The 22,022-nt window shown below is 71.2% G+C and carries 20 protein-coding genes and 3 tRNA genes; 15 read left to right on the top strand and 8 right to left on the bottom strand.

Annotated elements, in window-relative coordinates; all coding sequences use genetic code 11:
* The first annotated feature begins 2 nt into the window (after window positions 1–2).
* The 5 genes from ABTX18_RS04570 (at window position 3) to ABTX18_RS04550 (ending at window position 3,025) form a co-directional block, all read left to right on the top strand.
* Window positions 3–1,301, top strand: a complete 1,299-nt coding sequence (locus ABTX18_RS04570) for a benzoate/H(+) symporter BenE family transporter (RefSeq protein ID WP_352121269.1) — start codon at window positions 3–5, stop codon at window positions 1,299–1,301.
* A complete protein-coding gene (locus tag ABTX18_RS04565; protein WP_352121268.1) occupies window positions 1,282–1,467 on the top strand; it encodes a hypothetical protein in 186 nt (61 codons plus the stop codon). Before ABTX18_RS04570 ends, ABTX18_RS04565 begins: the two co-directional genes overlap by 20 nt.
* Before the next feature lie 280 nt (window positions 1,468–1,747).
* Window positions 1,748–2,089, top strand: coding sequence for a DUF8844 domain-containing protein (locus tag ABTX18_RS04560; protein WP_352121267.1), 342 nt, complete (start codon window positions 1,748–1,750; stop codon window positions 2,087–2,089).
* 146 nt (window positions 2,090–2,235) lie between these two features.
* On the top strand, window positions 2,236–2,961 hold the full coding sequence (locus ABTX18_RS04555; RefSeq protein ID WP_352121266.1) for a bifunctional DNA primase/polymerase: 726 nt from the start codon (window positions 2,236–2,238) through the stop codon (window positions 2,959–2,961).
* Window positions 2,952–3,025: transfer RNA gene (locus ABTX18_RS04550), tRNA-Lys, on the top strand. Before ABTX18_RS04555 ends, ABTX18_RS04550 begins: the two co-directional genes overlap by 10 nt.
* 78 nt (window positions 3,026–3,103) lie before the next feature.
* Here ABTX18_RS04550 and ABTX18_RS04545 read toward each other — a convergent pair.
* A complete protein-coding gene (locus ABTX18_RS04545; protein WP_352121842.1) occupies window positions 3,104–4,318 on the bottom strand; it encodes a M6 family metalloprotease domain-containing protein in 1,215 nt (404 codons plus the stop codon).
* A 455-nt stretch (window positions 4,319–4,773) separates the two neighbouring features.
* Here ABTX18_RS04545 and ABTX18_RS04540 point away from each other — a divergent pair, with 455 nt between their 5' ends.
* Window positions 4,774–6,636: a putative bifunctional diguanylate cyclase/phosphodiesterase gene (locus ABTX18_RS04540; protein WP_352121265.1), complete on the top strand. Its 1,863-nt coding sequence runs from the start codon at window positions 4,774–4,776 to the stop codon at window positions 6,634–6,636.
* A 4-nt stretch (window positions 6,637–6,640) separates the two neighbouring features.
* Here the strand turns inward: ABTX18_RS04540 and ABTX18_RS04535 are convergent, their stop codons facing one another.
* The gene (locus ABTX18_RS04535) at window positions 6,641–7,738 is read right to left on the bottom strand and encodes an LLM class flavin-dependent oxidoreductase (RefSeq protein WP_352121264.1); all 1,098 of its coding nucleotides are present in this window, start codon (window positions 7,736–7,738) and stop codon (window positions 6,641–6,643) included.
* Between the two features lie 78 nt (window positions 7,739–7,816).
* Window positions 7,817–8,596 (bottom strand): maleate cis-trans isomerase family protein, encoded by a 780-nt coding sequence (locus ABTX18_RS04530; RefSeq protein ID WP_352121263.1) that lies wholly within the window; start codon window positions 8,594–8,596, stop codon window positions 7,817–7,819.
* A 193-nt stretch (window positions 8,597–8,789) separates the two neighbouring features.
* On the opposite strand from ABTX18_RS04530, the gene ABTX18_RS04525 reads away from it, so the two are divergent.
* The 8 genes from ABTX18_RS04525 (at window position 8,790) to ABTX18_RS04490 (ending at window position 15,901) form a co-directional block, all read left to right on the top strand.
* Window positions 8,790–9,755, top strand: coding sequence for a D-2-hydroxyacid dehydrogenase (locus ABTX18_RS04525; protein ID WP_352121262.1), 966 nt, complete (start codon window positions 8,790–8,792; stop codon window positions 9,753–9,755).
* A gap of 197 nt (window positions 9,756–9,952) precedes the next feature.
* Window positions 9,953–10,855: an ectoine/hydroxyectoine ABC transporter substrate-binding protein EhuB gene (ehuB, locus tag ABTX18_RS04520; RefSeq protein WP_352121261.1), complete on the top strand. Its 903-nt coding sequence runs from the start codon at window positions 9,953–9,955 to the stop codon at window positions 10,853–10,855.
* Window positions 10,856–10,874: 19 nt separating this feature from the next.
* Entirely contained in the window at window positions 10,875–11,609 is a 735-nt protein-coding gene (gene ehuC, locus ABTX18_RS04515) for an ectoine/hydroxyectoine ABC transporter permease subunit EhuC (RefSeq protein WP_352121260.1), read from the top strand.
* Window positions 11,606–12,250, top strand: coding sequence for an ectoine/hydroxyectoine ABC transporter permease subunit EhuD (gene ehuD / locus ABTX18_RS04510; RefSeq protein ID WP_352121259.1), 645 nt, complete (start codon window positions 11,606–11,608; stop codon window positions 12,248–12,250). The genes ehuC and ehuD overlap by 4 nt, the downstream gene beginning before the upstream one ends.
* The gene (ehuA, locus tag ABTX18_RS04505; protein WP_352121258.1) at window positions 12,240–13,091 is read left to right on the top strand and encodes an ectoine/hydroxyectoine ABC transporter ATP-binding protein EhuA; all 852 of its coding nucleotides are present in this window, start codon (window positions 12,240–12,242) and stop codon (window positions 13,089–13,091) included. The genes ehuD and ehuA overlap by 11 nt, the downstream gene beginning before the upstream one ends.
* 166 nt (window positions 13,092–13,257) lie before the next feature.
* Window positions 13,258–14,016 (top strand): IclR family transcriptional regulator, encoded by a 759-nt coding sequence (locus ABTX18_RS04500; RefSeq protein WP_352121257.1) that lies wholly within the window; start codon window positions 13,258–13,260, stop codon window positions 14,014–14,016.
* Window positions 14,017–14,200: 184 nt separating this feature from the next.
* A tRNA-Lys gene (locus ABTX18_RS04495) sits at window positions 14,201–14,274 on the top strand.
* Between the two features lie 130 nt (window positions 14,275–14,404).
* A complete protein-coding gene (locus tag ABTX18_RS04490; RefSeq protein ID WP_352121256.1) occupies window positions 14,405–15,901 on the top strand; it encodes an MFS transporter in 1,497 nt (498 codons plus the stop codon).
* 95 nt (window positions 15,902–15,996) lie between these two features.
* On the opposite strand, the gene ABTX18_RS04485 is transcribed toward ABTX18_RS04490, so the two are convergent.
* The 3 genes from ABTX18_RS04485 to ABTX18_RS04475 form a co-directional block, all read right to left on the bottom strand.
* Window positions 15,997–16,587 carry a lytic polysaccharide monooxygenase auxiliary activity family 9 protein gene (locus ABTX18_RS04485; RefSeq protein WP_352121255.1) on the bottom strand — a complete coding sequence of 197 codons (591 nt, stop codon included), beginning with the start codon at window positions 16,585–16,587 and terminating at the stop codon, window positions 15,997–15,999.
* A gap of 156 nt (window positions 16,588–16,743) precedes the next feature.
* A complete protein-coding gene (locus ABTX18_RS04480) occupies window positions 16,744–18,618 on the bottom strand; it encodes an SPFH domain-containing protein (RefSeq protein WP_352121254.1) in 1,875 nt (624 codons plus the stop codon).
* Between the two features lie 25 nt (window positions 18,619–18,643).
* A complete protein-coding gene (locus ABTX18_RS04475; RefSeq protein WP_352121253.1) occupies window positions 18,644–19,957 on the bottom strand; it encodes a peptidoglycan-binding protein in 1,314 nt (437 codons plus the stop codon).
* 183 nt (window positions 19,958–20,140) lie between these two features.
* Here ABTX18_RS04475 and ABTX18_RS04470 point away from each other — a divergent pair.
* Window positions 20,141–20,214, top strand: a tRNA-Lys gene (locus ABTX18_RS04470).
* A gap of 394 nt (window positions 20,215–20,608) precedes the next feature.
* Here the strand turns inward: ABTX18_RS04470 and ABTX18_RS04465 are convergent.
* Both ABTX18_RS04465 and ABTX18_RS04460 read right to left on the bottom strand, forming a co-directional pair.
* The gene (locus ABTX18_RS04465; protein ID WP_352121252.1) at window positions 20,609–21,340 is read right to left on the bottom strand and encodes a class F sortase; all 732 of its coding nucleotides are present in this window, start codon (window positions 21,338–21,340) and stop codon (window positions 20,609–20,611) included.
* A gap of 1 nt (window position 21,341) precedes the next feature.
* Window positions 21,342–21,905, bottom strand: coding sequence for a hypothetical protein (locus tag ABTX18_RS04460; protein ID WP_352121251.1), 564 nt, complete (start codon window positions 21,903–21,905; stop codon window positions 21,342–21,344).
* Window positions 21,906–22,022: the final 117 nt, after the last annotated feature.

Genomic DNA, 22,022 nt, shown 5'->3' with positions numbered 1-22,022 from the left:
CCGTGTCCACTGCCACAGAACCCACCGCTCCACCCTCCGACAACACCCCTGAAGCCACGCCCGACGGCGACACAACCGCCGAGGGCCCCGGGGCCCCGGAAGCCGCTCCGCGGTATTCGCTACGCCGGGACGGGTCGTTCTCCGCGGTCCTCGCCGGTCTCATCGCCGTGATCGTCTCCTACTCCGGACCGCTGGTCGTCGTCCTCGCGGCAGCCCGCGCCGGCCACCTCGACCAGGCCCACACGGCGTCCTGGGTCTGGGCGGTCTCCATCGGCTCCGGGCTGACCTGTCTCTTCCTGAGCTGGCGCACCCGGATGCCCATCATCACCGCCTGGTCGACGCCCGGCGTCGCCCTGCTGATGACCAACCTCGGTGACTACCCGTATGCGCAGGCCATCGGTGCCTTCCTCATCAGCGCCGTGGCGATCGCCGCGATCGGATACAGCGGCCTGTTCGGCCGGCTGATGCGGATCGTGCCCACCGGTGTGATCAACGCGATGCTCGCGGGCATCCTCTTCTCGTTCGGTGTCAGCATCTTCACCGAGCTGAAGGTCTCCCCCGCCATCGTGCTGAGCGCCTTCCTCGCCTTCTTCGTCATGAAGCGGATCAGCGTCCGCTGGGCCGTACCGGTCGCCCTGCTCGCCGGAGTCGGCGCCGCTCTCGTGACGACCCGGCTGGACTTCGCCCTTGGCTCGGGCAGTGTCCTGGTACATCCCGTCCTCACCATGCCGCACTTCTCGGTGGCCGCGCTGATCGGCATCGCGATCCCGCTTGCCGTCGTCACCCTGGCCTCGCAGAACGCCCCGGGCACCGCCGTGCTGGAGGGAGCCGGCTACAAGCCGGACGACCGGCTGCTGATCGGCTCCACCGGCGCGATGTCCGTCCTGCTGGCTCCCTTCGGCTCGCACGCGGTCAACCTTGCCGCCATCACCGCCGCCATCTGCACCGGCCCGGAGGCCCACCCGGACCCGCGCCGCCGGTACATCGCCGGCATGTCCTGCGGCTTCTGGTACCTGCTGATCGGCTCCTGCGGCGGCGTGCTGGTCATCCTGTTCGCCGGTCTGCCGACCGCGCTGATCGCAGTCGTCGCCGGCGTCGCGCTGCTGGGGGCACTCCAGGGCAGCCTGACCACGGCCCTCGGTGAGGCCGGCACCCGGGACGCCGCGGTGGTCACCTTCCTGTGCACAGCTTCGGGCATGAGCCTGTTCGGCATCGGCTCCGCCTTCTGGGGACTGGTACTGGGTCTGCTCACGCATGCCCTGCTCAACACCAGGTTCCCCCGTGGCGACCGGAAGGCCTGAGCCGACGCGTCCGACCGTCATGATCACGGTCATCGCGCCCTTCACCGGGCCTCTGGCGGGCCAGGGTTACCGGCTCTACCAGGAGCTGCTCGCCGCGGAGCATCTGCTGCCGGAGGAGGCGCGGGAGCTGGTGCGATGGTGCTGGCTCGACTCCCACCGGCCCTGAGGCTCTCCGGTCCGCACGTCATGCGCGGGCCGGAGAGCGTCGGGGCCGGTGCCCCGGTTCCGGGCGGTGTCGTGCAGGGGAACTCGAGGGGAACGGGCGGCCAGCCATTCGGTGCCGGCGCACCTGGCGGAACACGGGGTGCGCCGGGCGCGTTGTGCACGGGGGCGCGTGCGGCGCGACGGCGCGCGGGCGGACCGTCGCGCACGCCCGAAAGCGCCCTTGCGGCGGCCTGGACAATGGAGGGTGGCCGATTCGGGCCGACCGGAGGAGGAAGAACCCCATGGCACAACCCGAGCGGAACGAGCAGCAGCGGCTGCGCCCCGCACCCCTGCTCTTCGAGCCGTCGGCCGCCGTCGCCGATCCCGAGCACTTCTTCGACCTGGAGTCGATGGACGATCCCAAGGAGCTGCTGAGCCGTGCCACCGAGCTGACGCTGGCCTTCCGGGCCGCGACGGACCGGGCGGTCGAGTTCCAGGCGATCGCGGCGGCGCAGCTGGCGGATCCGCGCCGGTTCGACCGGCTGACGACCGCGGACATCGCGCAGCGGGCGGAGTGGACCGAGGACTACGCGGTGAAGATGGTCGAGTTCGGCCGGAGCCTGCTGAACGACCCCAGGCCCTGACGCAGCGACAGTCCTTCCCCCGCGATCACTCCGGGTACAACCATTGGCATATGCCAGGTGGGCAAGATACTCCTCGCCACCCCACCCTGTCCCGATTTTCGGCAACTCACAGATTCCGGACGGTCACTCCCGGTAGACCTGGGTGCATGACCGCATGGCTGCCAGACGAAACGACCCTGCATCTCGGCGACGGACCCCGTCCTCACGATCACGGCGGTGAGGGCGCCGACATCTTCGCCGTCCTGCGTGAGCAGGCCGGCCATCAGACGGCCCAGGTGACCGCGGCCGGTGCCGCCTGGCTGGCCGGGGCGACCGCGTATCCGCGCAGCACCCTGGCCCAATGGGAGTCGCACCCCTGCGCACCCGGGGTCCTGCCGTGCGGTTCCGCCTTCGACGTGGTGAACGTGCCCACGCTCTTCGGACGCCGGATGCTGGAGCACCTGTGGGCCGACGGTCCGGGCTCCGGCCCGGTCGCCACGCACCGCGGCCGGATGCTGCTGTTCGCCTCCCCCGGCACCGCCCAGCGCCTTCCCTCGCTGCTGGACTGGGAGGAGTGGGGATCGGGCCCGGGGACCCGGTCCGCCGGGGACTCGTCGGCGCCTGACGACGGCGGCCCGAAGGTGCCCCCGCTGCTCTGTCACGGGGCGGGGGACGCGGTGACGGTGCCCCCGCTGACCTGCGGCCCGTCCGGTTCCGGGCCTCGCTGGCTGGTCGCCCCCGACACCCGCAGCCCCTGGCTCCCGGGGCCGGACGTGCTGCTCTGGGCCTGCGTCCGGGTGGCCAGGTCGGCGCCCGCCCCGTCGCCCAGGATTTCGATTTTTCCTCGCCCGGATCAGGATGCTAATGTCTACGACGTCAGCAGGCGCCGCTAGCTCAGTTGGTTAGAGCAGCTGACTCTTAATCAGCGGGTCCGGGGTTCGAGTCCCTGGCGGCGCACAGACGGAGGAAGCCCCCTCGCGAGAGCGAGGGGGCTTTTTCGTTGTCCTGGCCGGCTCTTCGTTGTCCCGGCCGGTTCTACGTTCCCGTGGTGATCCGGACCGTCCAGGCCCCCGACGGCGTCCGGTCCGCGACCTCGACCGTGGTGTGGGCGCCGGGGACGGAGAACGTCTCGCCGACCCTCAGCGGGGCGTCCGCGAGCGGCGGGTAGACCGAGCGGTCCCAGCAGGCGTCGGTCTCCGGGTGGGTGTCGAGGACGTCGACCGGTCCGCCGCCGGACGGCGTCTCGTTGCGGATCCGGTAGAGCAGTACGCCTTCGGTGCAGGTGGCGCTGTCGTTGCCGGTGGCGCTGCGGGCCTCGACGGCCACGACGCTGCCCTCGCCGGTCCTGATCACGGCGAGGCGGGTCCCGATCGACGCGCCCGGCACGGGCACGGCCGCCATCGGCTCCAGGGTGACGAGCCGGTCGCCCTGGACGCAGGTCACCTGGCGGTCGTCGAGCCAGCCGAGCTTCCACTTGTGCCAGCCGAAGAGGTCCGGGGCGAGGCCGAACTGGCTGCCCATGACGTCCCAGTCGCCGACATACGTGTCCCAGTCCCCCTTGCCGTCCGAGGGCCGATGGTAGAGGTCGGGCAGGTCGAAGACGTGTCCGGTCTCATGGGCGAGGACGTTGTGGTCGGGCGGGTGCTGTTCGAAGACGGTGACGACGCGCCTGATGTCGGTCCCGTCGGCGCTCAGCGGCCGGTCGAAGTTGACGACCTTGGTGGCGTCGGAGTCGACGCCCGGGGCGTCCGGGTCGGCCACGAGGTAGACGATGTCGTACTTCGAGAAGTCGACCCGGGGGTCGGCGGCCTCGATCGCGTCGCGCAGGTAGGCGCTGCGCCGGCCGTCGTTCCAGTCACGCTGTATGCCGTAGCTGACCGAGGGCTCGGGCATCCGGATCCACTGCCGCTGGGGGTGCGGGCGCAGGGTGAACTTTCCGTACGAGGCGCGCTGGAAGAACTGCGTGGTGGCGGGGAAGTGGTCGGCGGCGAGTTCGGCGGGTGTGGTGACGGGCCGGGAGTCGGGGAACGAGAGGAAGATCATGACCGCGTCGAGGGTGTGGTCGGGGCGCGGATAGGCGCCGTTCCAGTCGTCCACGCCGAGCGAGTGGTGGACGCCGGTCCGGGGCAGTGCGCAGGGGGCCGCCTCTCCGCCGACGGCTGCGGCGGGGCCCGCGACGAGAGAGGTCGCGACGAGCGCCAGGAGGGAGACCAGCCCGGCCGCCACCGCGCGGGGCCTGGGTCGCTCCATCCCTGCGGGCGCTTGCTGACGCGGCACGTCTACCTCCGGTGCGGGATGCGGACTCCAGGACTCAAGGGCCCTCAAGGACCCACCTGACCGCCCTGGCCCTTCTGACCACCTTGTGGCGTTGACGGAGGTACGTCCTGTTGGGCTGCCCCAGTCGGGTCACCGACCGAGTCGGCCACTTCCCTCACGTACAGTCACAATCGATCACCGGAGCGGCGAGGGAGAACAGAACCGCGCAGAAACAGTCAGCCACGGGCAAACCGGGTCACCCGGCGAATGGCTCAAGTACGGCGGACGCGGGGCTCGTAACGGTCGGGGCGCTGGAACGGCCGAGGTGCCAGCCTCTATGCTTCACCTCGCTTTCCTGCGCGGTTTCCGCCCCTGACAACGGCACTCCACGCGGCGGGCCAGGCCGACCTCAGGTGTCCGGGACAGAGACTGCACGGCGGGAGCGAACGGTGAGCGGAACCTCCGAAGGGCCCAGGCCCGCGGCAGGCACAGCCCCTTCTCCCCCACCACCTCCCCTCACGGAGCGTGACGATGTATGGCCATGCGCCGGGGCCGCCTCCGAGCCGCACGACTACCGGGCCGCGTTCCGGGTGGCCGCCCTCCCGATGGCCGTCGTCGACCGCGAGGGCCTGATCGTCACCGCCAACGAGGCGCTGGGCGCGCTGGTGGGGGTCGGTGCCGGGGCGCTGACCGCGCAGTCCGCGTCCGATCTGGTCGATCTCGCCGCGGACGGCCGCACCTGGCGCGCGTACCGCGAGGTGCTGCACGGCCGGCGCTCCCGCTTCCGCTGCACCCGGCGGCTCAAGCACCCCGACGGGCGCTCGCTGTGGGCGGAGATCACCCTCGTGCCGATGGCCGCGGCCCCGGGTGCCGGTGACGCGCCCGGCCAGGTGCTGCTGTCGGTCGCCGACGTCAGCGACCGGCGGGAGCTCCAGAAGCGGCTGCGCCACCTCGAAATGCACGACCCGGTGACCCGGCTGCCCAACCGGACGCTGTTCTTCGAGCGGCTGTCGGCGCTTCTCGAGTCCGTGCCGTACCAGGACGACAGCATGCCCGGGCGGGGCCGGATCGGGCTCTGCTACCTCGATCTGGACGGTTTCAAGGCCGTCAACGACACCCTGGGCCACCGGATCGGTGACCGGCTGCTGGCCGCCGTGGCCGCCCGGCTCACGGACTGCGCCGAGCAGGAGGCCCCGCATTCCACCGGCGCCCATCTGGTGGCGCGCCTGGGCGGGGACGAGTTCGCGATCCTGGTCGAGGAGTCCACCGGTACGCGGCAGCTGACCGATCTCGCCCGCACGGTGCTCGCCGCGTTGCAGCAGCCCTTCGACCTGGCCGGTCAGCGGCTCTCGGTCTCGGCGTCGATCGGCGTGGTGGAGCGGCCCGTCGCGGGGACCTCCGCCACGGGTCTGATGCAGGCGGCGGACACGACGCTGTACTGGGCGAAGGCGGACGGCAAGTCCCGCTGGACCCTCTTCGACCCCGAGCGCAACGCGCACCGGATGACCCGGCAGGCCCTGTCGTCCACGCTCCGCCCGGCGGTCGAGCGCGGTGAGTTCACGATCGAGTACCAGCCGCTGGTCTGCATGGCCGACGGTGTCGTACGGGGGGTGGAGGCGCTGGTGCGCTGGAACCACCCGCAGTTCGGCATGCTCTCGCCCAACCGGTTCGTCGCGATCGCCGAGGAGGACGGCTCGATCGTCCAGCTCGGCCGCTGGGTGCTGCGGTCGGCCTGCCGGCAGGCGAGGCGGTGGCAGCTCGACCACCCGGACGAGCCGCCGCTGTTCATCAGCGTCAACGTGGCCGTGCGGCAGGTCTGGGACTCCGACCTGGTCACCGATGTCGCGGAGATCCTCACGGAGACCGGTCTGGACCCGGCGCTGCTGCAACTGGAGCTGACCGAGTCCGCGGTGATGGGTTCGGCGGGCCGGCCGCTGCAGGCCCTGCAGTCGCTCAGCGACATGGGCGTCCGGATCGCCATCGACGACTTCGGCACCGGCTACTCCAACCTCGCCTATCTCAGCCGGCTGCCGGTCTCCGTACTGAAGCTGGACGGCGCCTTCGTCCGCGGTTTCCGGTACGAGGACGGTACGCATCCCAGCCCCGCCGACGAGACGATCGTCGAGGCCATGGTCCAGCTGGCCCACCGCCTGGGCCTGACCGTCACCGCGGAGTGCGTGGAGACGGCCGGCCAGGCGGAGCGGCTGCGCAGGATCGGCTGCGACACCGGGCAGGGCTGGCTGTACTCCCGCGCGGTCGCCCCGGAACGCATCACGGAACTCCTCGGCGCGAGGGCCCTGAACAACCCCTAGCCGGTCAGGCCCCCGGCAGGCCGTACGCGTCCGCGATGAGGCCGTAGCTGCGCAGGCGGGCCTCGCCGCCGTGGGCGTTCGCGGTGATCATCAGTTCGTCGGCGCCGGTGCGCTTGGCCAGGTCGTCGAGGCCCGTGCGGACCTCGTCCGCGGTGCCGTGGACGATGTTGCCGAGCCAGCCGTCGACGAAGTCCCGCTCCACGGGACTGAAGGAGTACGCCTCCGCCTCCTCCGGCGTGGGGACGAGACCGGGACGGCCCGAGCGCAGGCGGAGCATCGACAGCGCACCGGTCAGCACCTGGCGGCGGGCCTCCCGCTCGTCGTCGGCGGCCAGCGCGGCGACGCCGATCAGGGCGTACGGCGCGTCCAGCACCGCGGACGGCTTGAAGGACTCGCGGTACAGCTCCAGGGCCGGAATGGTGTTCTGGGCCGAGAAGTGGTGGGCGAAGGCGAAGGGCAGCCCGAGCATCCCCGCCAGTCGGGCGCTGAAGCCGGAGGAGCCCAGCAGCCACAGCGGCGGGCGGTCCGGGGACTGCACCCCGCCCTCGGCGGTGGCCTGCACGGGGCCGGGGACCGCGTGGATACGGGAGTAGGGGTGGCCGTCGGGGAAGTCGTCGTCCAGGAAGCGCGTCAGCTCCATGAGCTGCTGCGGGAAATCGTCGGCGCCCTCGTTCAGGCGCTCGGTGCGGCGCAGGGCGGCGGCGGTGGCGCCGTCCGTGCCGGGCGCGCGGCCGAGGCCCAGGTCGATGCGGCCGGGGGCCATGGCCTCCAGGGTGCCGAACTGCTCGGCGATGACGAGCGGGGCGTGGTTGGGCAGCATGACGCCGCCGGAGCCGAGGCGGATGCGCTCGGTGACGGCGGCGGTGTGGGCCAGGATCACGGCGGGCGAGGAGGAGGCGACGCCGGGCATGGAGTGGTGCTCGGCGACCCAGTAGCGGTGGAAGCCGCGGCGTTCGGCGAGCTGTGCGATCTCCACACCCGTCCGCAGGGCCTGGGTCGCGGTGCGGCCCTGGCCCACGGTCACGAGGTCAAGCACGGAGAGGGGCACGGGTGCCGTCCCCTCCGCCTTGCCACGGATCTCGTCGCCTCGAATCTCGTCCACGTCCTGGCCTCTCCGGTGATGCGTCTGGTCCGGAGCAGTGCAACAGGAGGTGGACTCCGCTTATTCCATGGACGTCACTCAGGACGGCCTGCCGTGTGCGTACGACCGGCCGCTCCCCCATTCCACCGGGGCCGGCGGCGCCTCGCGGGCCTCGAAGAGGGTGCCGAGCCTGGGCGCCCAGGCGGGCCGGTCGGCCAGCCGCAGGGCTTCCCGGGCGGCCACCTGGTTCGCGGTGAGGACCGGTTTGCCGAGGAACTCCTCCAGCTCGGGGAGGTGGCTGACGGTGTGCAGGGCCGTGTCCGGCAGCAGGAGGGCGTCCGCCTCGGGGCGGTCGGCCGCGGTGACCAGCTCCTTCAGCCGGTCGAGCCCCCAGCCGGCGGCCTCGGCCCCGCCGGCCACGCCCGCCGCGTGGGTGGCGACCACCTCCATGCCGGTGGCCCGGAGGAACGCGGCGAACTGCGCGGCGATGTCCTCGGGGTAGGTCGCGGCGACGGCGACCCGGTTGGCGCCCAGCTTCCGTACGGCGTGGACGAAGCCGATGGAGGTGCTGGAGGCAGGTACGCCCACCGCCCGGGCCACGGCCATGACCTGGTCGTGGGCGCCCTCGTGGCCGTACAGGAAGCTGCCGCCGTCGCACGCCCAGACCACGGACTGGGCCCCCGAGCGCTGGAGGTCCTCCACGCCGGCGGCGAGCCTCTCGGGGGTGCCGAGCGCCCGCAGGGCGTCCTCGCGGTAGGCGTCGTCGGGGCACTCGGTGTGGCGGACGACGAGCCTGATGTCGCTGTCGAGCAGGATCTCCATGCGCGGGTAGTCGTCCTCCGCGAAATGGCCCGGGTAGAGGAATCCGACGGTCGTCATGTCCACCCTTCCTGTACTGCGTGTACTGCCTGTTTCCGTACGGCCTGTCCTACCTGCTTTGACGGTCCTCATCCCAGTATTCCCCCATCCGCCCCGTTCACCGCTGCGACCGGTTGACGGGCCGGGGCGCGGCTGCGAGCGTGGTGCGTCCGCGACCCCAGCGGGTCCCAGCCGACGCGGAGGAACCGCCCCCATGCCGGAGCCCCTCCTGCTCGTCCTGGACGCCGATCCGCCGCCCCGTCTCGGCGCGCTGACCGGGCGGGTGCGGGTCCGGCACACGGACGGCACCGGTCTCGCCGGGGCGCTCCCCCACGCCGATGTCCTCCTGGTCTGGGACTTCGCCTCGGACGCGGTACGGGCCGCCTGGCCGGGCGACGGGCCGCGGCCCGCCTGGGTGCACACGGCGAGCGCGGGTGTGGACCGGCTGCTCTGCCCGGAGCTGGTGGAGAGCGGCACGGTGGTGACCAACGCGCGGGGCGTCTTCGAGCAGCCGATGTCCGAGTACGTGGCAGGCCTCGTGCTGGCGTTCGCCATGGACCTCCCCGGCACCCTGGACCTCCAGCGACGCCGGCGGTGGCTCCACCGCGAGACGGCCCGGGTCGCGGGTTCGCGTGCGGTGGTCGTCGGCGCCGGTCCCGTCGGGCGGGAGATCACCCGGCTGCTGATGGCGCTCGGCGTCGAGGTGGCGCTGGTGGGCCGCACGGCCCGGCGCACGATCCACGGCGCCGGGGATCTGGACCGGCTGGCCGCCCGGGCCGACTGGGTGATCTGTGCGGCGCCGCTGACTCCGCAGACGTACGGGATGTTCGACAGCCGGTTCTTCGGGCTGATGCAGCCCTCGGCCCGGTTCATCAACGTGGGGCGCGGCCCGATGGTGGTCGAGGCCGATCTGGCCGGCGCGTTGCGCAAGCGGTGGATCGCGGGGGCGGCCCTCGACGTGTTCGCGCACGAGCCGCTCGGCCCGGACAGCCCGCTGTGGGACGTACCGGGTCTCATCGTGTCGCCGCACATGAGCGGTGACGCGGCGGGCTGGCGGGACCGGCTGGGCGAGCAGTTCGTCGCGATGTACGAACAGTGGGCGGCCGGGGAGCCGTTGCCGAACGTGGTGGACAAGCGGCTCGGCTACATTCCGGGCACGGACCTGGATATCCGCGGATAACACCCCGTCACCCGCCGCGTCCGGCAAGGAAATACGCCCCGCACCCGTCCCGTCGCACTCCGCCCATGTTCGGACACGGGAAGGTCACCCTCCGGCCACTGTTCGGTTACATGCGGCCTCTTCCCGCATAGACGTACGGGATCGGGCAGGCGCCAACCCTGTCCGGACTGTTCGACCCCTCCAGGAGATCGCGAACCATGGCTGACTTCCCGAACCTGTCCCGCCGGGGCTTCCTCAACCGATCGGCAGCTGTGGGCGGTCTGCTCGTCGTTCCCGGCCTGCTCACCGCGTGCAGCAAGACCGGTGAGGACTCCGCCGACGGCGAAGGCGCGCTCGAAAAGCTCCGCAAGCAGGGTTTCGTCCGGGTCGCGTACGCCGACGAGGCACCGTACGGGTACATGGAGGGCAAGCAGCTCAAGGGCGAGGCGCCCACCCTGCACCGGGAGATCTTCAAGGCGCTGGGCGTGGACGAACTGCGGCCCACCCTCTCCGAGTGGGACGGGCTGATCCCGGGCCTGCAGGCGGGCAAGTACGACGTGGTCAGCGCCGGGATGGCGATCACGCCCGAGCGCTGCGCCAACGCCCTTTTCTCGGAGCCCGAGTTCATCTCGCCGACCGCGCTGATGGTGAAGAAGGGCAACCCGAGGAAGGTCACCGACCTGGCGTCCGCGAAGGCCGCCGGGATCACCGTCGGCGTGATGGCGGGCGCCGTCGAGGGCTCGTACGCCGAAGGAGCCGGCATAGCCAAGGACAAGATCAAGTCACTGCAGAAGCCGCAGGACGGCGCGGACGCCGTCAAGGGCGGCCGGGTCGACGCGTTCCTGCTGACCGGCATCTCGCTGCGCTGGCTGGCGAAGACCAACCCGGAGACCGAGGTCACCGAGGCCTTCCTGCCGGAGCTCGACGGCGTGAAGCAGTACAGCCCGGGCGGCGCGGTATTCCGCAAGGGCAACGAAGAGCTGCGGGACGCCTTCAACCGCGAGCTGAAGAAGATCGTCTCCGACAGGTCGCGCTATGTGGAGCTGCTGCGGGACTACGGCTTCGGCGCCACCGAACTCCCGCCGGCCACGCTGAAGACGGCCGGACTGTGCAAGGGCTGACAGGGACGGGGCCCGCCGCATGAATGACTTCTTCTCCGCCTTCGCCGACGATCTGCCCCAGCTGCGCTCGGGCCTGTGGGTGACCCTGGAGGCCACCGTCCTGGGCGCGCTGCTCGCGCTGCTGCTGTCGTTCGTCCTGGGCCTGATGTCGATCAGCCGGCTGCTGGTCGCGCGGGGCGTCTCGCGCGTGGTCGTGGAGTTCTTCCGCGGCACCTCGCTGTACGTCCAGCTGTTCTGGCTCTACTACGCGATGCCGCCGCTGACGGGGTACGAACTGACGCCGCTGCTCTGCGGTGTCGTCGCCTTCGGCCTCAACTACGGGGCCTACGGCGCCGAAGTGGTGCGCGGCGCCATCAACTCCGTACCGCGGGCCCAGTACGAGGCGGCGGTCGCGCTGAACATGACGCCGCTGCACCGGATGCGCAAGGTGATCCTTCCGCAGGCATGGGTCCAGATGATCCCGTCGTTCACCAACCTCCTGATCCAGCTGCTGAAGTGCACGCCGCTGCTGTGGCTGATCTCGGCGGCCGATCTCATGACCGTGATCGAGAAGCTGCGCAGCCGTACGGGTGAGACGCTCACCGCGTATGTGACCCTGCTGGCCTGCTACTTCGTGCTGGCCTACGCGCTGACCCTGCTGATGAACCTGCTGGAGCGGTCCGCCAAGCGGCGGCTCGGCCTGGCGAGCGGCGGGGCGAGCCTGCTGAAGACCCGCAGCGCCGTGACCGCCCCGGCCGCCGGAGGTGCCCGGTGAACAACGGATTCGACTGGAACGCCGCCGGTGAGGCACTGCCCCTGCTCCTCGAGGGGTTCAAGGTCACCCTCCTCGCCACGGTGCTCGGCACGCTCGTCGCCGCGGTGCTCGGGCTGGCGATCGCGGTGGCCGGGCGGGCCCCCACCCGGTTCGTGACCGTGCCGGTGAAGGTGGTGATGGAGTTCATCCGCTCCACCCCGCTGCTGGTCCAACTGGTGGGTGCCGCCGCACTGTTCACCTCGGTGGAGCCGCTGACCATCGGCATCGTGGTGCTCGGCGTGCATTACGCCACGTACACCTCGGAGGTGTACCGCGCCGGGATCGACGCCGTCCCGAGGGGCCAGTGGGAGGCCTGCCGGGCGCTGTCGATGACGCCCCGGCGGACCTGGCAGGCGGTGATCCTGCCGCAGGCGGTGCGCAAGGTGCTGCCGGCGCTCGGGAACTACGCGATCTCGATGTTCAAGGAGACCCCGTTCCTCGCCGTGATCACGGTGCAGGAGATGGTCTTCGAAGCCCGTAAGTACGGGGGTGACCACTTCGCGTACACCGAGGTGTTCACACTGGCCGGACTGGTCTTCCTGGTCGCGAGCTACCCCACGTCACTCCTGATGAGGAAGCTGGAGAACCGCCTTGGCCACTGAACCTCTCCCCCTGCAGAAGACCGCGGCCACGGCCCCCGAGGACGTCGTCGCGGTCCCCGCCCCCCAGGGCACCGGGCATCCGCTGGTCCGCTTCGACAAGGTCGTCAAGCGGTACGGCGACCATGTCGTGCTCGACCAGCTGGACTTCACGGTCGAGCGCGGCGAGCACGTCACCCTGATCGGGCCCAGCGGCTCGGGCAAGACCACGATCCTGCGGCTGCTGATGACGCTGGAGAAGGTCAGCGACGGGGTGATCCGGATCAACGGCGATCCGCTGTCCCACACGCCGGCGGCGGACGGCTCGCTGAAGCCGGCGTCGGAGAAGCATCTGCGCGAGGCGCGGAAGAAGATCGGGATGGTCTTCCAGCAGTTCAACCTCTTCCCGAACATGAAGGTGCTGCAGAACATCACCGAGGCCCCCATCAACGTCCTGGGCATGGACCGCGACAAGGCGGAGACCCGGGCGCGGGAGCTGCTGGACCTGGTCGGGCTGTCCGCGAAGATCGACGCCCACCCCTCGCAGCTCTCCGGTGGCCAGCAGCAGCGGGTCGCGATCGCGCGGGCACTGGCGATGGAGCCGGAGATCCTGCTCCTGGACGAGGTGACGTCCGCGCTCGACCCCGAGCTCGTGGCGGGGGTGCTGGAGCTGCTGGGCGACATCGCCAGGAACACCGACATCACCATGCTGTGTGTGACCCACGAGATGAATTTCGCCCGGGACGTATCGGAGAAGGTACTGATGTTCGACGCGGGACGGGTCGTGGAGTCCGGTTCGCCGGAAAAAATCTTCTCCGACCCCGCACACGAACGTACTCGCGAATTCCTCAACGCGGTGCTGTGACCTCGGCATCCGTCCCATGGTCCTGACTCTGGCATATGCCATACGGGTGCGCCCCAGATGACGGGGTCGGGGCGCACCGGTCAGTAGCCAACAGCCGCCCCTGAATGGCCTCTTGGCGGCTATCGTGGGGGCAGAGCTTGCGGTCACAACCTGGTAGGGGGAAACCGTGGCGTTGAAGCCCGAACCGATCGCACCGTTGCATTCGGTGCAGTACGCCCTTCGTGTGCTCGAAACGGTCTCCAAGCACGGCAACGGCGTGATGGACGCCCAGATCGCCCGGGAGACGGGACTGCCCCTCGGGCACCTCACCTCCCTGCTCCTGACGCTGCGCCGCGAGGGGTACGTCGAGCAGATAGCCGACGGCGCCTATGTCATCGGCGCCTCACTGCTGCTCCTCGGTTCGGGCGCCGCCCGCCGGCAGGCCCTGGAGGCCAGGCTCCAGCAGACGCTGGTACAGCTGCGCGACTCGGTGGGCGCCGCGGTCTACATCAGCCGGTACGTGGACGGCGAGATCCGGGTGACGCAGTACGCCGACAGCCCGGGGACCCCCGCGGTCAACGAGTGGGTGGACTTCCGGTCGGCGGCGCACGCCTCGGCGATCGGCAAGTGCCTGCTGACCCAGCTCGACCAGAACGGGCGGCGCGACCACCTCTCGCGGCACAAGATCGCCCGGCTGACGTCGCGGACGATCACGAGCGAGAAGGTCCTCTTCTCCAAGCTGGACAGCCAGCCGGCGACGGTGCCCGTGCTCGACCTCCAGGAGTACGCGGTCGGCACGGTGTGCGCCGCGGTGCCGCTGACCGCCGGGGCGTCGGCGGGATGCCTGGCGCTGTCGCTGCCGGTCGAGGACGCGCATCGCTTGCGCGCGGCGGCGGATGCGCTGAATCGGCGGGCGGCACCGGTGCTTCTGTCCTTGGCCCTGTAGCCGGAGCAGCCACCCGTCCCGCGTTTCCCTCAATCGCCGGACGGGCCTGAAGTGGCGCAGCATCGGGCTTGAAGTGGCCGGTGTGCCCAGGACGCGACGGGGATCACGAACGGGCAGGTCACAGGGGTCGCGAAGGCGTGTCATCAGCACCCCTGAGGACCAGGTATTATTTTCGAGTCAGCAGGCGCCGCTAGCTCAGTTGGTTAGAGCAGCTGACTCTTAATCAGCGGGTCCGGGGTTCGAGTCCCTGGCGGCGCACAGACACCACGCGAGGCGGTCTCCGTTCAACGGAGACCGCCTCGCGTGTTTCGTGCTGCTCGCGTTCATGTACAAACGTTTTATACGGGCGTACTAGACAAGCGTCATACACGTTCGTATGGTTCCTGGCATGACGAATCCTCCGAGCACCACCGCCCGCCCCGGCGAACTCGCCGGCCGTCGGGAGTGGACCGCCTTCGTGGTCCTGCTCCTCCCTCTCCTCCTGGTCTCCATGGACGTGTCCGTCCTCTTCTTCGCGATCCCGTCCATCGACCGGGACCTCGCCCCCAGCGCCACGCAGCAGCTCTGGATCTTCGACGTGTACGCGTTCGCGCTCGCCGGTCTCCTCATCACGATGGGTTCGCTCGGCGACCGCATCGGCCGCCGCAAGCTCCTGATGTTCGGCGCTGTCGCCTTCAGCACGGCATCGGTGGGCGCCGCCTACGCCACCAGCCCGGAGATGCTCATCGCGGCCCGCGCACTGCTCGGGATCGGCGGGGCGACGCTGATGCCGTCGACCATGGGCCTGGTACGGAACATGTTCCGCGACGACCGGCAGCGCGGCCGGGCCATCGGCATCTGGTCCGGCGCCATGGCGGGCGGGATCGCGCTGGGCTCGGTGCTCAGCGGCGTCATGCTGGAGCACTTCTGGTGGGGTTCGGTCTTCCTGATCAACGTGCCCGCGATGGTGCTGCTGCTGATCCTGGTGCCGGTGCTCGTGCCGGAGTTCAAGGACCCGGCCCCCGGGCGCTTCGACTTCCTGAGCGTGCCCCTGTCCATGGGGGCCGTGCTGCCGGTCGTCTACGGGCTCAAGGAGACCGCCGCCGAGGGGCTGGATCTGCGCAATGGCCTCATCATCGCCACCGGGCTCGTCGTCGGCCGGGTCTTCGTCCGGCGCCAGCGCTCCCGTACCGACGCGATGATCAGCCGCGAGCTGTTCCGCGACCGGAACTTCGCCGCCGGGATCGGACTGAACGCGCTGGCCGCGTTCGCCATGATGGGGGCGTCCTTCTTCACCACGCAGTACCTGCAGTCGGTGCTCGGGATGAGCACCATGGAGGCCGCGCTGTGGAGCCTCGCCCCGTCGCTGGCCGTGGGGGCGGCCGCACCGGCGGCCACCGCGATCGCCCAGCGGACCGAGCGCGCCCTGGTCATCTGCGCCGGCTTCGTCGTCGCGGCCGCCGGATTCGGTGTCCTCGCCCTGTCGGGTACGGACTCCCTGGCGCTCCTGCTGATCGGCTCGGCCGTGATGAGCAGCGGGATCGTCACCGTGATGGCGCTCGTCTCGGACCTGGCGCTGTCCACCAGCCCGCCGGAGAAGGCGGGCTCGGCGGCCTCGCTGCTGGAGACGGGCCAGGAGTTCGGCGGAGCGATGGGGATGGCGCTGCTGGGTGCGGTGGCGACCGCCGTCTACACCGCGGACATGCCGGACGCCGCTCCGGAGGCAGCCCGCAAGACGCTGCCGGGGGCCCTGTCCACCGGTGACGGTTCACTGATCGCCGTCGGGCGGGACGCCTTCGTGCACAGCATGCAGTACGCCTCGGTGGCCGGCGGGCTGGTCCTGCTGGTGGGGGCGGTGCTGGCGGTGACGCATCTGCGGCGGGCGGCCGCCGCGTCCACCGCGTGAGGCGGGCAGGCCATGTCTCTCGTACTCCCGCTGCCGCGGCCCCCGGTCGGGGCCGCCGCAGCGGGAATTCGGTGGTGTGGTCCACCGGCCCTTCGTCAGAACTGGACGTCCGAGCACGCGTAGAACGCGTTGGCGGTGTCGGCTATGGTCCAGACGCTCAGGATGATGTGCTTCCCGGTCTTCTGGGTGGGGATGGTGCCCTGCTGGGTCAGGGTCGACGGCGGCTGCTGATTGCCGTACGGCACCGTCATGAAGGGCTGCGACTCCAGGTCGGACCTCTTGAGCGGCTTGGTGGGGTCCCAGCCGTTCCTGGTGATGTAGTAGCGGAAGTCCGTCGTGGCGTGCCGGGCGGTGAACTGCCAGCGGAAGCTGAAGCCCTGTCCGGCGGTGACCTTGGTGGCGGGCCAGTTGCCGCCGCGCGGGTCGTCGAGCTGGGCGAACTCGCCGTGACCGCCGGAGCAGATCGCCCCGTCGGCGGGACCGGCCGCCGGGAAGCCCTTGGGGCCCTCGACGCTCTGCGGCTCCCACTGGATGTTGCCGCAGCCCGTCACCGTGCGGTTGGCACAGAGCTTCTGGCGGCTGATGGGGTTGTCCGTGTACCCGTGGCTGTTGGCACTGCTGGTCGCGAACATCGAGACGCCCGCTACCGCGAGGCCGACCAGGGCCGCACCTGTCTTCTTACGCATTGCTGCCGCTCCTCGGAGATGTGGGGGAGGTTCCATGAGCACTGCTGCGCGCGGTTCTGCGGTCTAGACCAAGTCCCAGATTATGGACCCGGCATGAACATGTCCAGACCAATGTGCGCGGGATTCCCGTGGCCTCCGAGGTGACGTCGGATCAACTCAGGCGCTGTCACCACCCGTGCGGCCGGTGTAGAAGGCCACCGTCAAGTCCTTGACCAGCGACTTGCGTTCGTAGTCGTCCAGCTCCACAAGGCCCCGGGCGGTCAGCCGGCTGACGGTGTCGTCCACGGCGTCCACCACCGAAGTCAGCACGCTGTCGCGGTGCTTGGCGTCGATCGCCGCGATCCGGCGCCGCTGCATGGCCGCCGCCACCTCGGGCGCGTACTCGATGCCGGTCGGCTGCGCGGAGTACACCTCGACGCCGGCCGGTTCGCAGTCCGCCTTCAGCATCCGGGTCAGCGCGTCGCCGACCGCCTCCGCGTTGCGCAGGGTGTGCGCGTCCTCGTGGAAGGCGTCGGCGGGCAGCTGGGAGAGGACCCGCGCCATCGCCGCCTCGACCTGCTGGCGCAGGTACTCCTCGTGGTCCTCGATCCCCAGCGTCGCCCGCGCGGTGTCCTTGACCCGCCATACGACGAGGACGACGACCCGCAGCGCGGTGCCGTTGGCGTCCATCGCGGGGAGCGGCTCGCTGCGCCAGTGCCGCAGCCGTACGTCGACCCGGCGGCGCAGCAGCAGCGGGCTGACCCAGATCAGCCCGGTCCGCCGCACGCTTCCCCGGTACCGGCCGAAGAGCGTGAGCACCCAGGCGTACCCGACCCGCCCCCGGCTCAGACCGCCGAACGCGAAGAGCACCACGGTCACCAGCAGCGCGAGCCCCGCCCAGGCGCCGATGCCGAGTCCGTCGTACGGCCGCGGGCCGATCCCGGTCCGCGCCAGCAGCCGGGCCGGCAACGCCCCGGTCCACCACAGCGCCCCGCCGATCACGGCGATCCCGCCGAAACCGGTGAGCAGCGCGGCCCAGCCGGGCAGCGACGGTCCCGGCCCCTCGTGGAGCCGGGGATCCGCGACGGGCGAGGGCCGGGTCGAGGGCCGCACCTGCCCAGTCCGCGCCACCGGCGCCCGCCGGACCCCGGGCGGCTGCTCGCCTCCGGGGGCCCTTCGCACGACGTCGGCCGGCAGCGCGGTGACGTCCGCCGGGGCCTCGGGCTCCTTGCGGAAGAGCAGGTGGACGGGGATGGAGGCGGTGCGCTCGTTGGCGATGACGGCCTGGTGCCGGCCGGTGTCCGCCCAGGGGTCGGTGTCCGCCCAGGGGTCGGTGTCCCCCCAGGGGTCGGTACGTCGCTCGCCGGTGCCCTCACCGGTAAGGACGCTGGCCTGCTCGGGGCTCGTGGGCGGGGGCGGTACGGCTGCGAGGGGTTCGGGTTCGGGGGCTGCTGCGGGGTCGGAGGCCGGAAGGACCTCACGGACCTCACGGAGCTCAGCGGCATCGTGGCCCCCAGAGGCATCGTGGCCCTCAGAGGCCTCCCGAACCTCACGGCCGGCCTCACGGACCTCAGGGCCCTCGAGCACCGCATGTACGGAAGCGGCTTCCACTCCGCTCTCCACCGCTTCCACACCCGGCCCCGACACGGACACCGGTACCGACACGGACGCGGAGGTCGCCCCGAAGCCGGTCCCCCGACGCTCGCGTTCACCCGTCTCCGGCACCAGGTCGAGCACGAGGTCGACGACGGAGTCCGGACCGGGCGCCGCCACCCCCGACACCTCGACCGGACCGGGCGCCGCCACCCCCGACACCTCGACCGGACCGGGCGCCGGTACCTCCGACACCTCGACCCGGCCCGAAGCCGCGGCCGGAACGGAAGCCGACGCCTCCGCCCGCTCCGCCGCCGCGGCCCAGGCGTCCGTGACCCGGCCCACCCCCTCCGGCCCCACCCATTCCCGTACCGACACCGCCCCGTACCGTCCCTCCCCGTACTCCGGTTCCTCCCGGTTCTCCGGGTTCCCGGAGCTGTCCGACACCGTGGATCGCATTCCCGCCTCCGTCATGTGCGTCGTGTCACGCGAAGAGTCGCCGCCAGGTCTCCGGACCCGGATAGCCGTCGGCCTCCGAGCCCTTCCAGCCCTGGGCCTTCTGGAAGGCCTCGACATTGCGTCGGTCCGCCTCGGTCCACCGGGGACCGGGGCCCGACAGGTAGTGCTTGCCGTATCCCTTCTTCACCAACTGCCTGCCGAGCTTGTCGACATGGCTGTTGGACTGACCCGGCCGGAAATAGCCCCGCCCGGGGAAGCCCGGGACCGACGAGGAGCCGCCCGTACCGCCCGCGGCGGGGATGTCGTGGCCGGTTCCGTTCACCAGGAGGCTCCAGGTGTCGGGGCCGGGGATGCCGTCGGCCTCCGAGCCCTTCCAGCCCTGGGCCTTCTGGAACGCCTGGGTGGCCCGCCGGTCGGCGCCGCTCCAGTCCGGGCCGGGGCCGACCTTGTAGAAGCGCTTGCCGCCGCGGCCGACGAGCATCTCGCCGAGCCGGGTGACGTAGCCGTTCTTCGCGCCCGCGCCGAACATCCCGGCGCCCGGGAACAGCGTCTTCGACGGGGTGCTGCCGCCGGTTCCGCTGGTCAGCCCCTTGTAGCGGTAGGCGACGTAGCTGCCCGAGTGGGACCAGTACGCCATGGGCGTCGTCTGCTTGCGGGCGTGCGGCTTGGTCTGCTCGTACGCCGTGTAGTGGGTGTGCGTGTAGTCGGTCCAGCCGTCGAAGATCGTGACGTGCGAGCCCTTCGCCGGGTCGGCGAGGTTGTGGAAGAGCAGGATGTCGCCGGGCTGGAGGTCCTCGCGCGCGATGCGCGTCCCGTACGCGGCGAGGCTGCCGGTCCACTCGTTGCCGGCCAGGTTCCAGGCCATCGACACATAGCCGGAGCAGTCCTGGCGGTACCCGTCCGACCAGTACTTCGTCATGCTGTACGGGACCTGAGCGGTGACCCATTTCTTCGCCCGGTTGATGATGTCGGCCCGGGTGGTCGTGCGCGGCGCGGCCGCGTCCGCCCGGGGCTCCGGCGGGCCCGAGGCCCCCACCCCCCGCAGTGGTCCCGGTCCGCCCTGCGGGCTGTCCGGTCCGGGCGCGGCCGGGTCGGCCGCCCGGCCCGGGTCCGTCACCGGGGCGGGATCCGCCGCCGCGCCCGCCGCCTCCGCGAGTCCGGCGCTCAGCACCACTCCGGCAGCGGTGACCAGCACCATCGCGCGCCGCGCACCGTGCGCGGCCGGATGCCCTCCGTACCGCGTGGGCAGTCCGGCGGCGGCGGTGCGCCGCTGCACGGCGCATCCGGCACAGGTGCAGTCGATGGCGGGTACGTACTCCTCGAAGGCCGGCACAGTCATGCGATTCCCTCCGCACTCGTCAAGATCTTTGGGCGCATCTGCACGGGCGCCAGCACTTTCGGTCTGCTGACATATCGCATTTTGACGGATAGAAGAGAAAAAACGACCATCCGACAGGCCGTGACCGACGGGAAATGGTCAGGAGCACGGCCGGAGATCGGGTAGAGTTCTCCAGGTCAGCAGGCGCCGCTAGCTCAGTTGGTTAGAGCAGCTGACTCTTAATCAGCGGGTCCGGGGTTCGAGTCCCTGGCGGCGCACGCAGAACAAGGCCCCCTCACCACGCGTGAGGGGGCCTTGCTCGTTTCCATGTGTCTGTGTGCCTGCGTGTCTGCGTTCGACGCCGGCGACAGGTGACCTTCGCCGACAGCTTCCGCGTGCGGAGGGTGACCGGTTATCGACGTAACGTCAGAAAGCCACTGGGCGCGTGGAGTTCACGCCCCTACAGTGGGGCGTGCGGCGGCGGACCCGGACGCCCCCGACCTCCCGTGTCCGCGCCGGGCCACTCCCGCGGCCCGCGCCCCGCGGTCGAGGACCGGCCCGGCCGGCGCCCGGAGAGCCGGGCAGCCGGCCGGGCCGGGTACCGAAGGGATCGAGTATCGAAGGGGTCGGGTATCGAAGGGGTCGGGTCCGAAGAGATCGGATCCGAAGAGATCAGCCGACGGCCGGCGCGCCCGCCTTGCCGACCGACTCCTCCTCCGCCTCGGCCCGTACCTTCTCCCGTGACTTCTCACCGGTGAGGTAGGCCGAGACGACGACGTTCGCCGTGTACGACTTCGACGCCTGGTCGTACGTGCCGCCGCAGGTGATCAGCCGGAGCTCGGCCCGGCCGTCCTTGCGGGGGCCGTACGCCTTCTGGGCGTTGAAGCGTGCGCGGGTGAAGACCTGGACATCGTCGATGGTGAACTCGGCGACGGTGCCGTCGGTCCGGGTCACGTCGACCTTGGCGCCCGGGCGGGCCGCGCTGAGCCCGTAGAAGACGGCCGGCTTGGTCTCGGTGTCGACGTGGCCGACGAAGAGGGCCGGGCCCTTGGCGCCGGGCTCGGTGCCGGACCCGTACCAGCCGACCGTCTGGGGCGTGTCGAAGGACGGCGGTTCGATCGCCCCGTCCTTGTCCAGGCCCCGGGAGACGACCGGGGCCCGGATGCCGATCGACGGGATCTCGACCCGCTGCGGCGCGACGCCCTCGATCGGGTCGTGCGCCGGGGGCAGCGGCACACCGAGGGGCCGGCCGACCGCGGCCACATCACCGGTGGTCGGCGCGGAACTGGCGCCGGAGCCACCGGTGATGCCGCGGCCCCAGAGCCACAGACCCAGCAGGAGTACCGCCCAGGCCACTCCGGTGAGCAGCCTGCCGTGTCCCGCCGGGCGGTCCGAGGCGGACACGTCAGCCGGCGGCCGGGCGGCGGCGTCGCACGCTGCGGAAGGCGACGGCGACGGCCGCGACGGCGGCCAGTCCGAGGCCGACCACGGCGTGGACGGTGCCGGGACCGTCCTGCTGGGCGGCGGCCTGATCGGCGGCGAGTACGGCGGTGCCTCCGCCGCCCGCGCGGACCGGGGCCAGCGGCATGGGCCGGCTGCGGTGGACGACGGTCAGCACGGCGGACGCCTTGGCGTGCTTGTCCTTGCAGACCACTTGGACGTCGTAGTCGCCGGGCTCGGCGTCCGAGCGGACGCGGGCCTCGGCGAAGAGCGTCCTGTCGTCACCGGGCGAGAAGCGCACCTCGGAGTCGAACGCGTCGGAGCTGCCCTTGGCCTCCTTGCCCTTGCAGCCGGCGACCTCCAGGTCGACCCGGCCGCCTGGGGAGACGGAGTACGGGGAGAGAGTGAGCGTGACCCGGGACCGTGAGTCCTCGTGGTCCGAGTCGGATTCGGCCAGTGCGACGGAAGCGGGCATCAGGGTCGCCGCGACCGCCGCGGCGGCACAGAACGTGAGCGGTATGGAACGCATCGTGAACCTCCTTATGGCAGGTTCACGCGGCCACCCGGCTTCCGCATCCGCAGGGGCCAGGCACTGGGCCGGTGGAGTGAGGGTGTTAGGGCTTGCCGGAAGGCGCTCCCGCCCCAC

Source organism: Streptomyces sp. NPDC096323, from assembly GCF_040302845.1.
GTDB lineage: Bacteria > Actinomycetota > Actinomycetes > Streptomycetales > Streptomycetaceae > Streptomyces.
This window is presented reverse-complemented; position numbering and strand designations above follow the sequence as displayed.

Bases quoted from the DNA above. Each gene is read 5' to 3' on its own strand.
- ABTX18_RS04560 (WP_352121267.1), top strand. From the start codon at position 1,748: ATGGCACAACCCGAGCGGAACGAGCAGCAGCGGCTGCGCCCCGCACCC.
- ABTX18_RS04475 (WP_352121253.1), bottom strand. From the start codon at position 19,957: ATGACTGTGCCGGCCTTCGAGGAGTACGTACCCGCCATCGACTGCACC.
- ABTX18_RS04525 (WP_352121262.1), top strand. From the start codon at position 8,790: ATGCCGGAGCCCCTCCTGCTCGTCCTGGACGCCGATCCGCCGCCCCGT.
- ABTX18_RS04530 (WP_352121263.1), bottom strand. From the start codon at position 8,596: ATGACGACCGTCGGATTCCTCTACCCGGGCCATTTCGCGGAGGACGAC.
- ABTX18_RS04485 (WP_352121255.1), bottom strand. From the start codon at position 16,587: ATGCGTAAGAAGACAGGTGCGGCCCTGGTCGGCCTCGCGGTAGCGGGC.
- ABTX18_RS04545 (WP_352121842.1), bottom strand. From the start codon at position 4,318: ATGGAGCGACCCAGGCCCCGCGCGGTGGCGGCCGGGCTGGTCTCCCTC.
- ABTX18_RS04490 (WP_352121256.1), top strand. From the start codon at position 14,405: ATGACGAATCCTCCGAGCACCACCGCCCGCCCCGGCGAACTCGCCGGC.
- ehuC (WP_352121260.1), top strand. From the start codon at position 10,875: ATGAATGACTTCTTCTCCGCCTTCGCCGACGATCTGCCCCAGCTGCGC.
- ABTX18_RS04480 (WP_352121254.1), bottom strand. From the start codon at position 18,618: ATGCGATCCACGGTGTCGGACAGCTCCGGGAACCCGGAGAACCGGGAG.
- ABTX18_RS04555 (WP_352121266.1), top strand. From the start codon at position 2,236: ATGACCGCATGGCTGCCAGACGAAACGACCCTGCATCTCGGCGACGGA.
- ABTX18_RS04460 (WP_352121251.1), bottom strand. From the start codon at position 21,905: ATGCGTTCCATACCGCTCACGTTCTGTGCCGCCGCGGCGGTCGCGGCG.
- ehuB (WP_352121261.1), top strand. From the start codon at position 9,953: ATGGCTGACTTCCCGAACCTGTCCCGCCGGGGCTTCCTCAACCGATCG.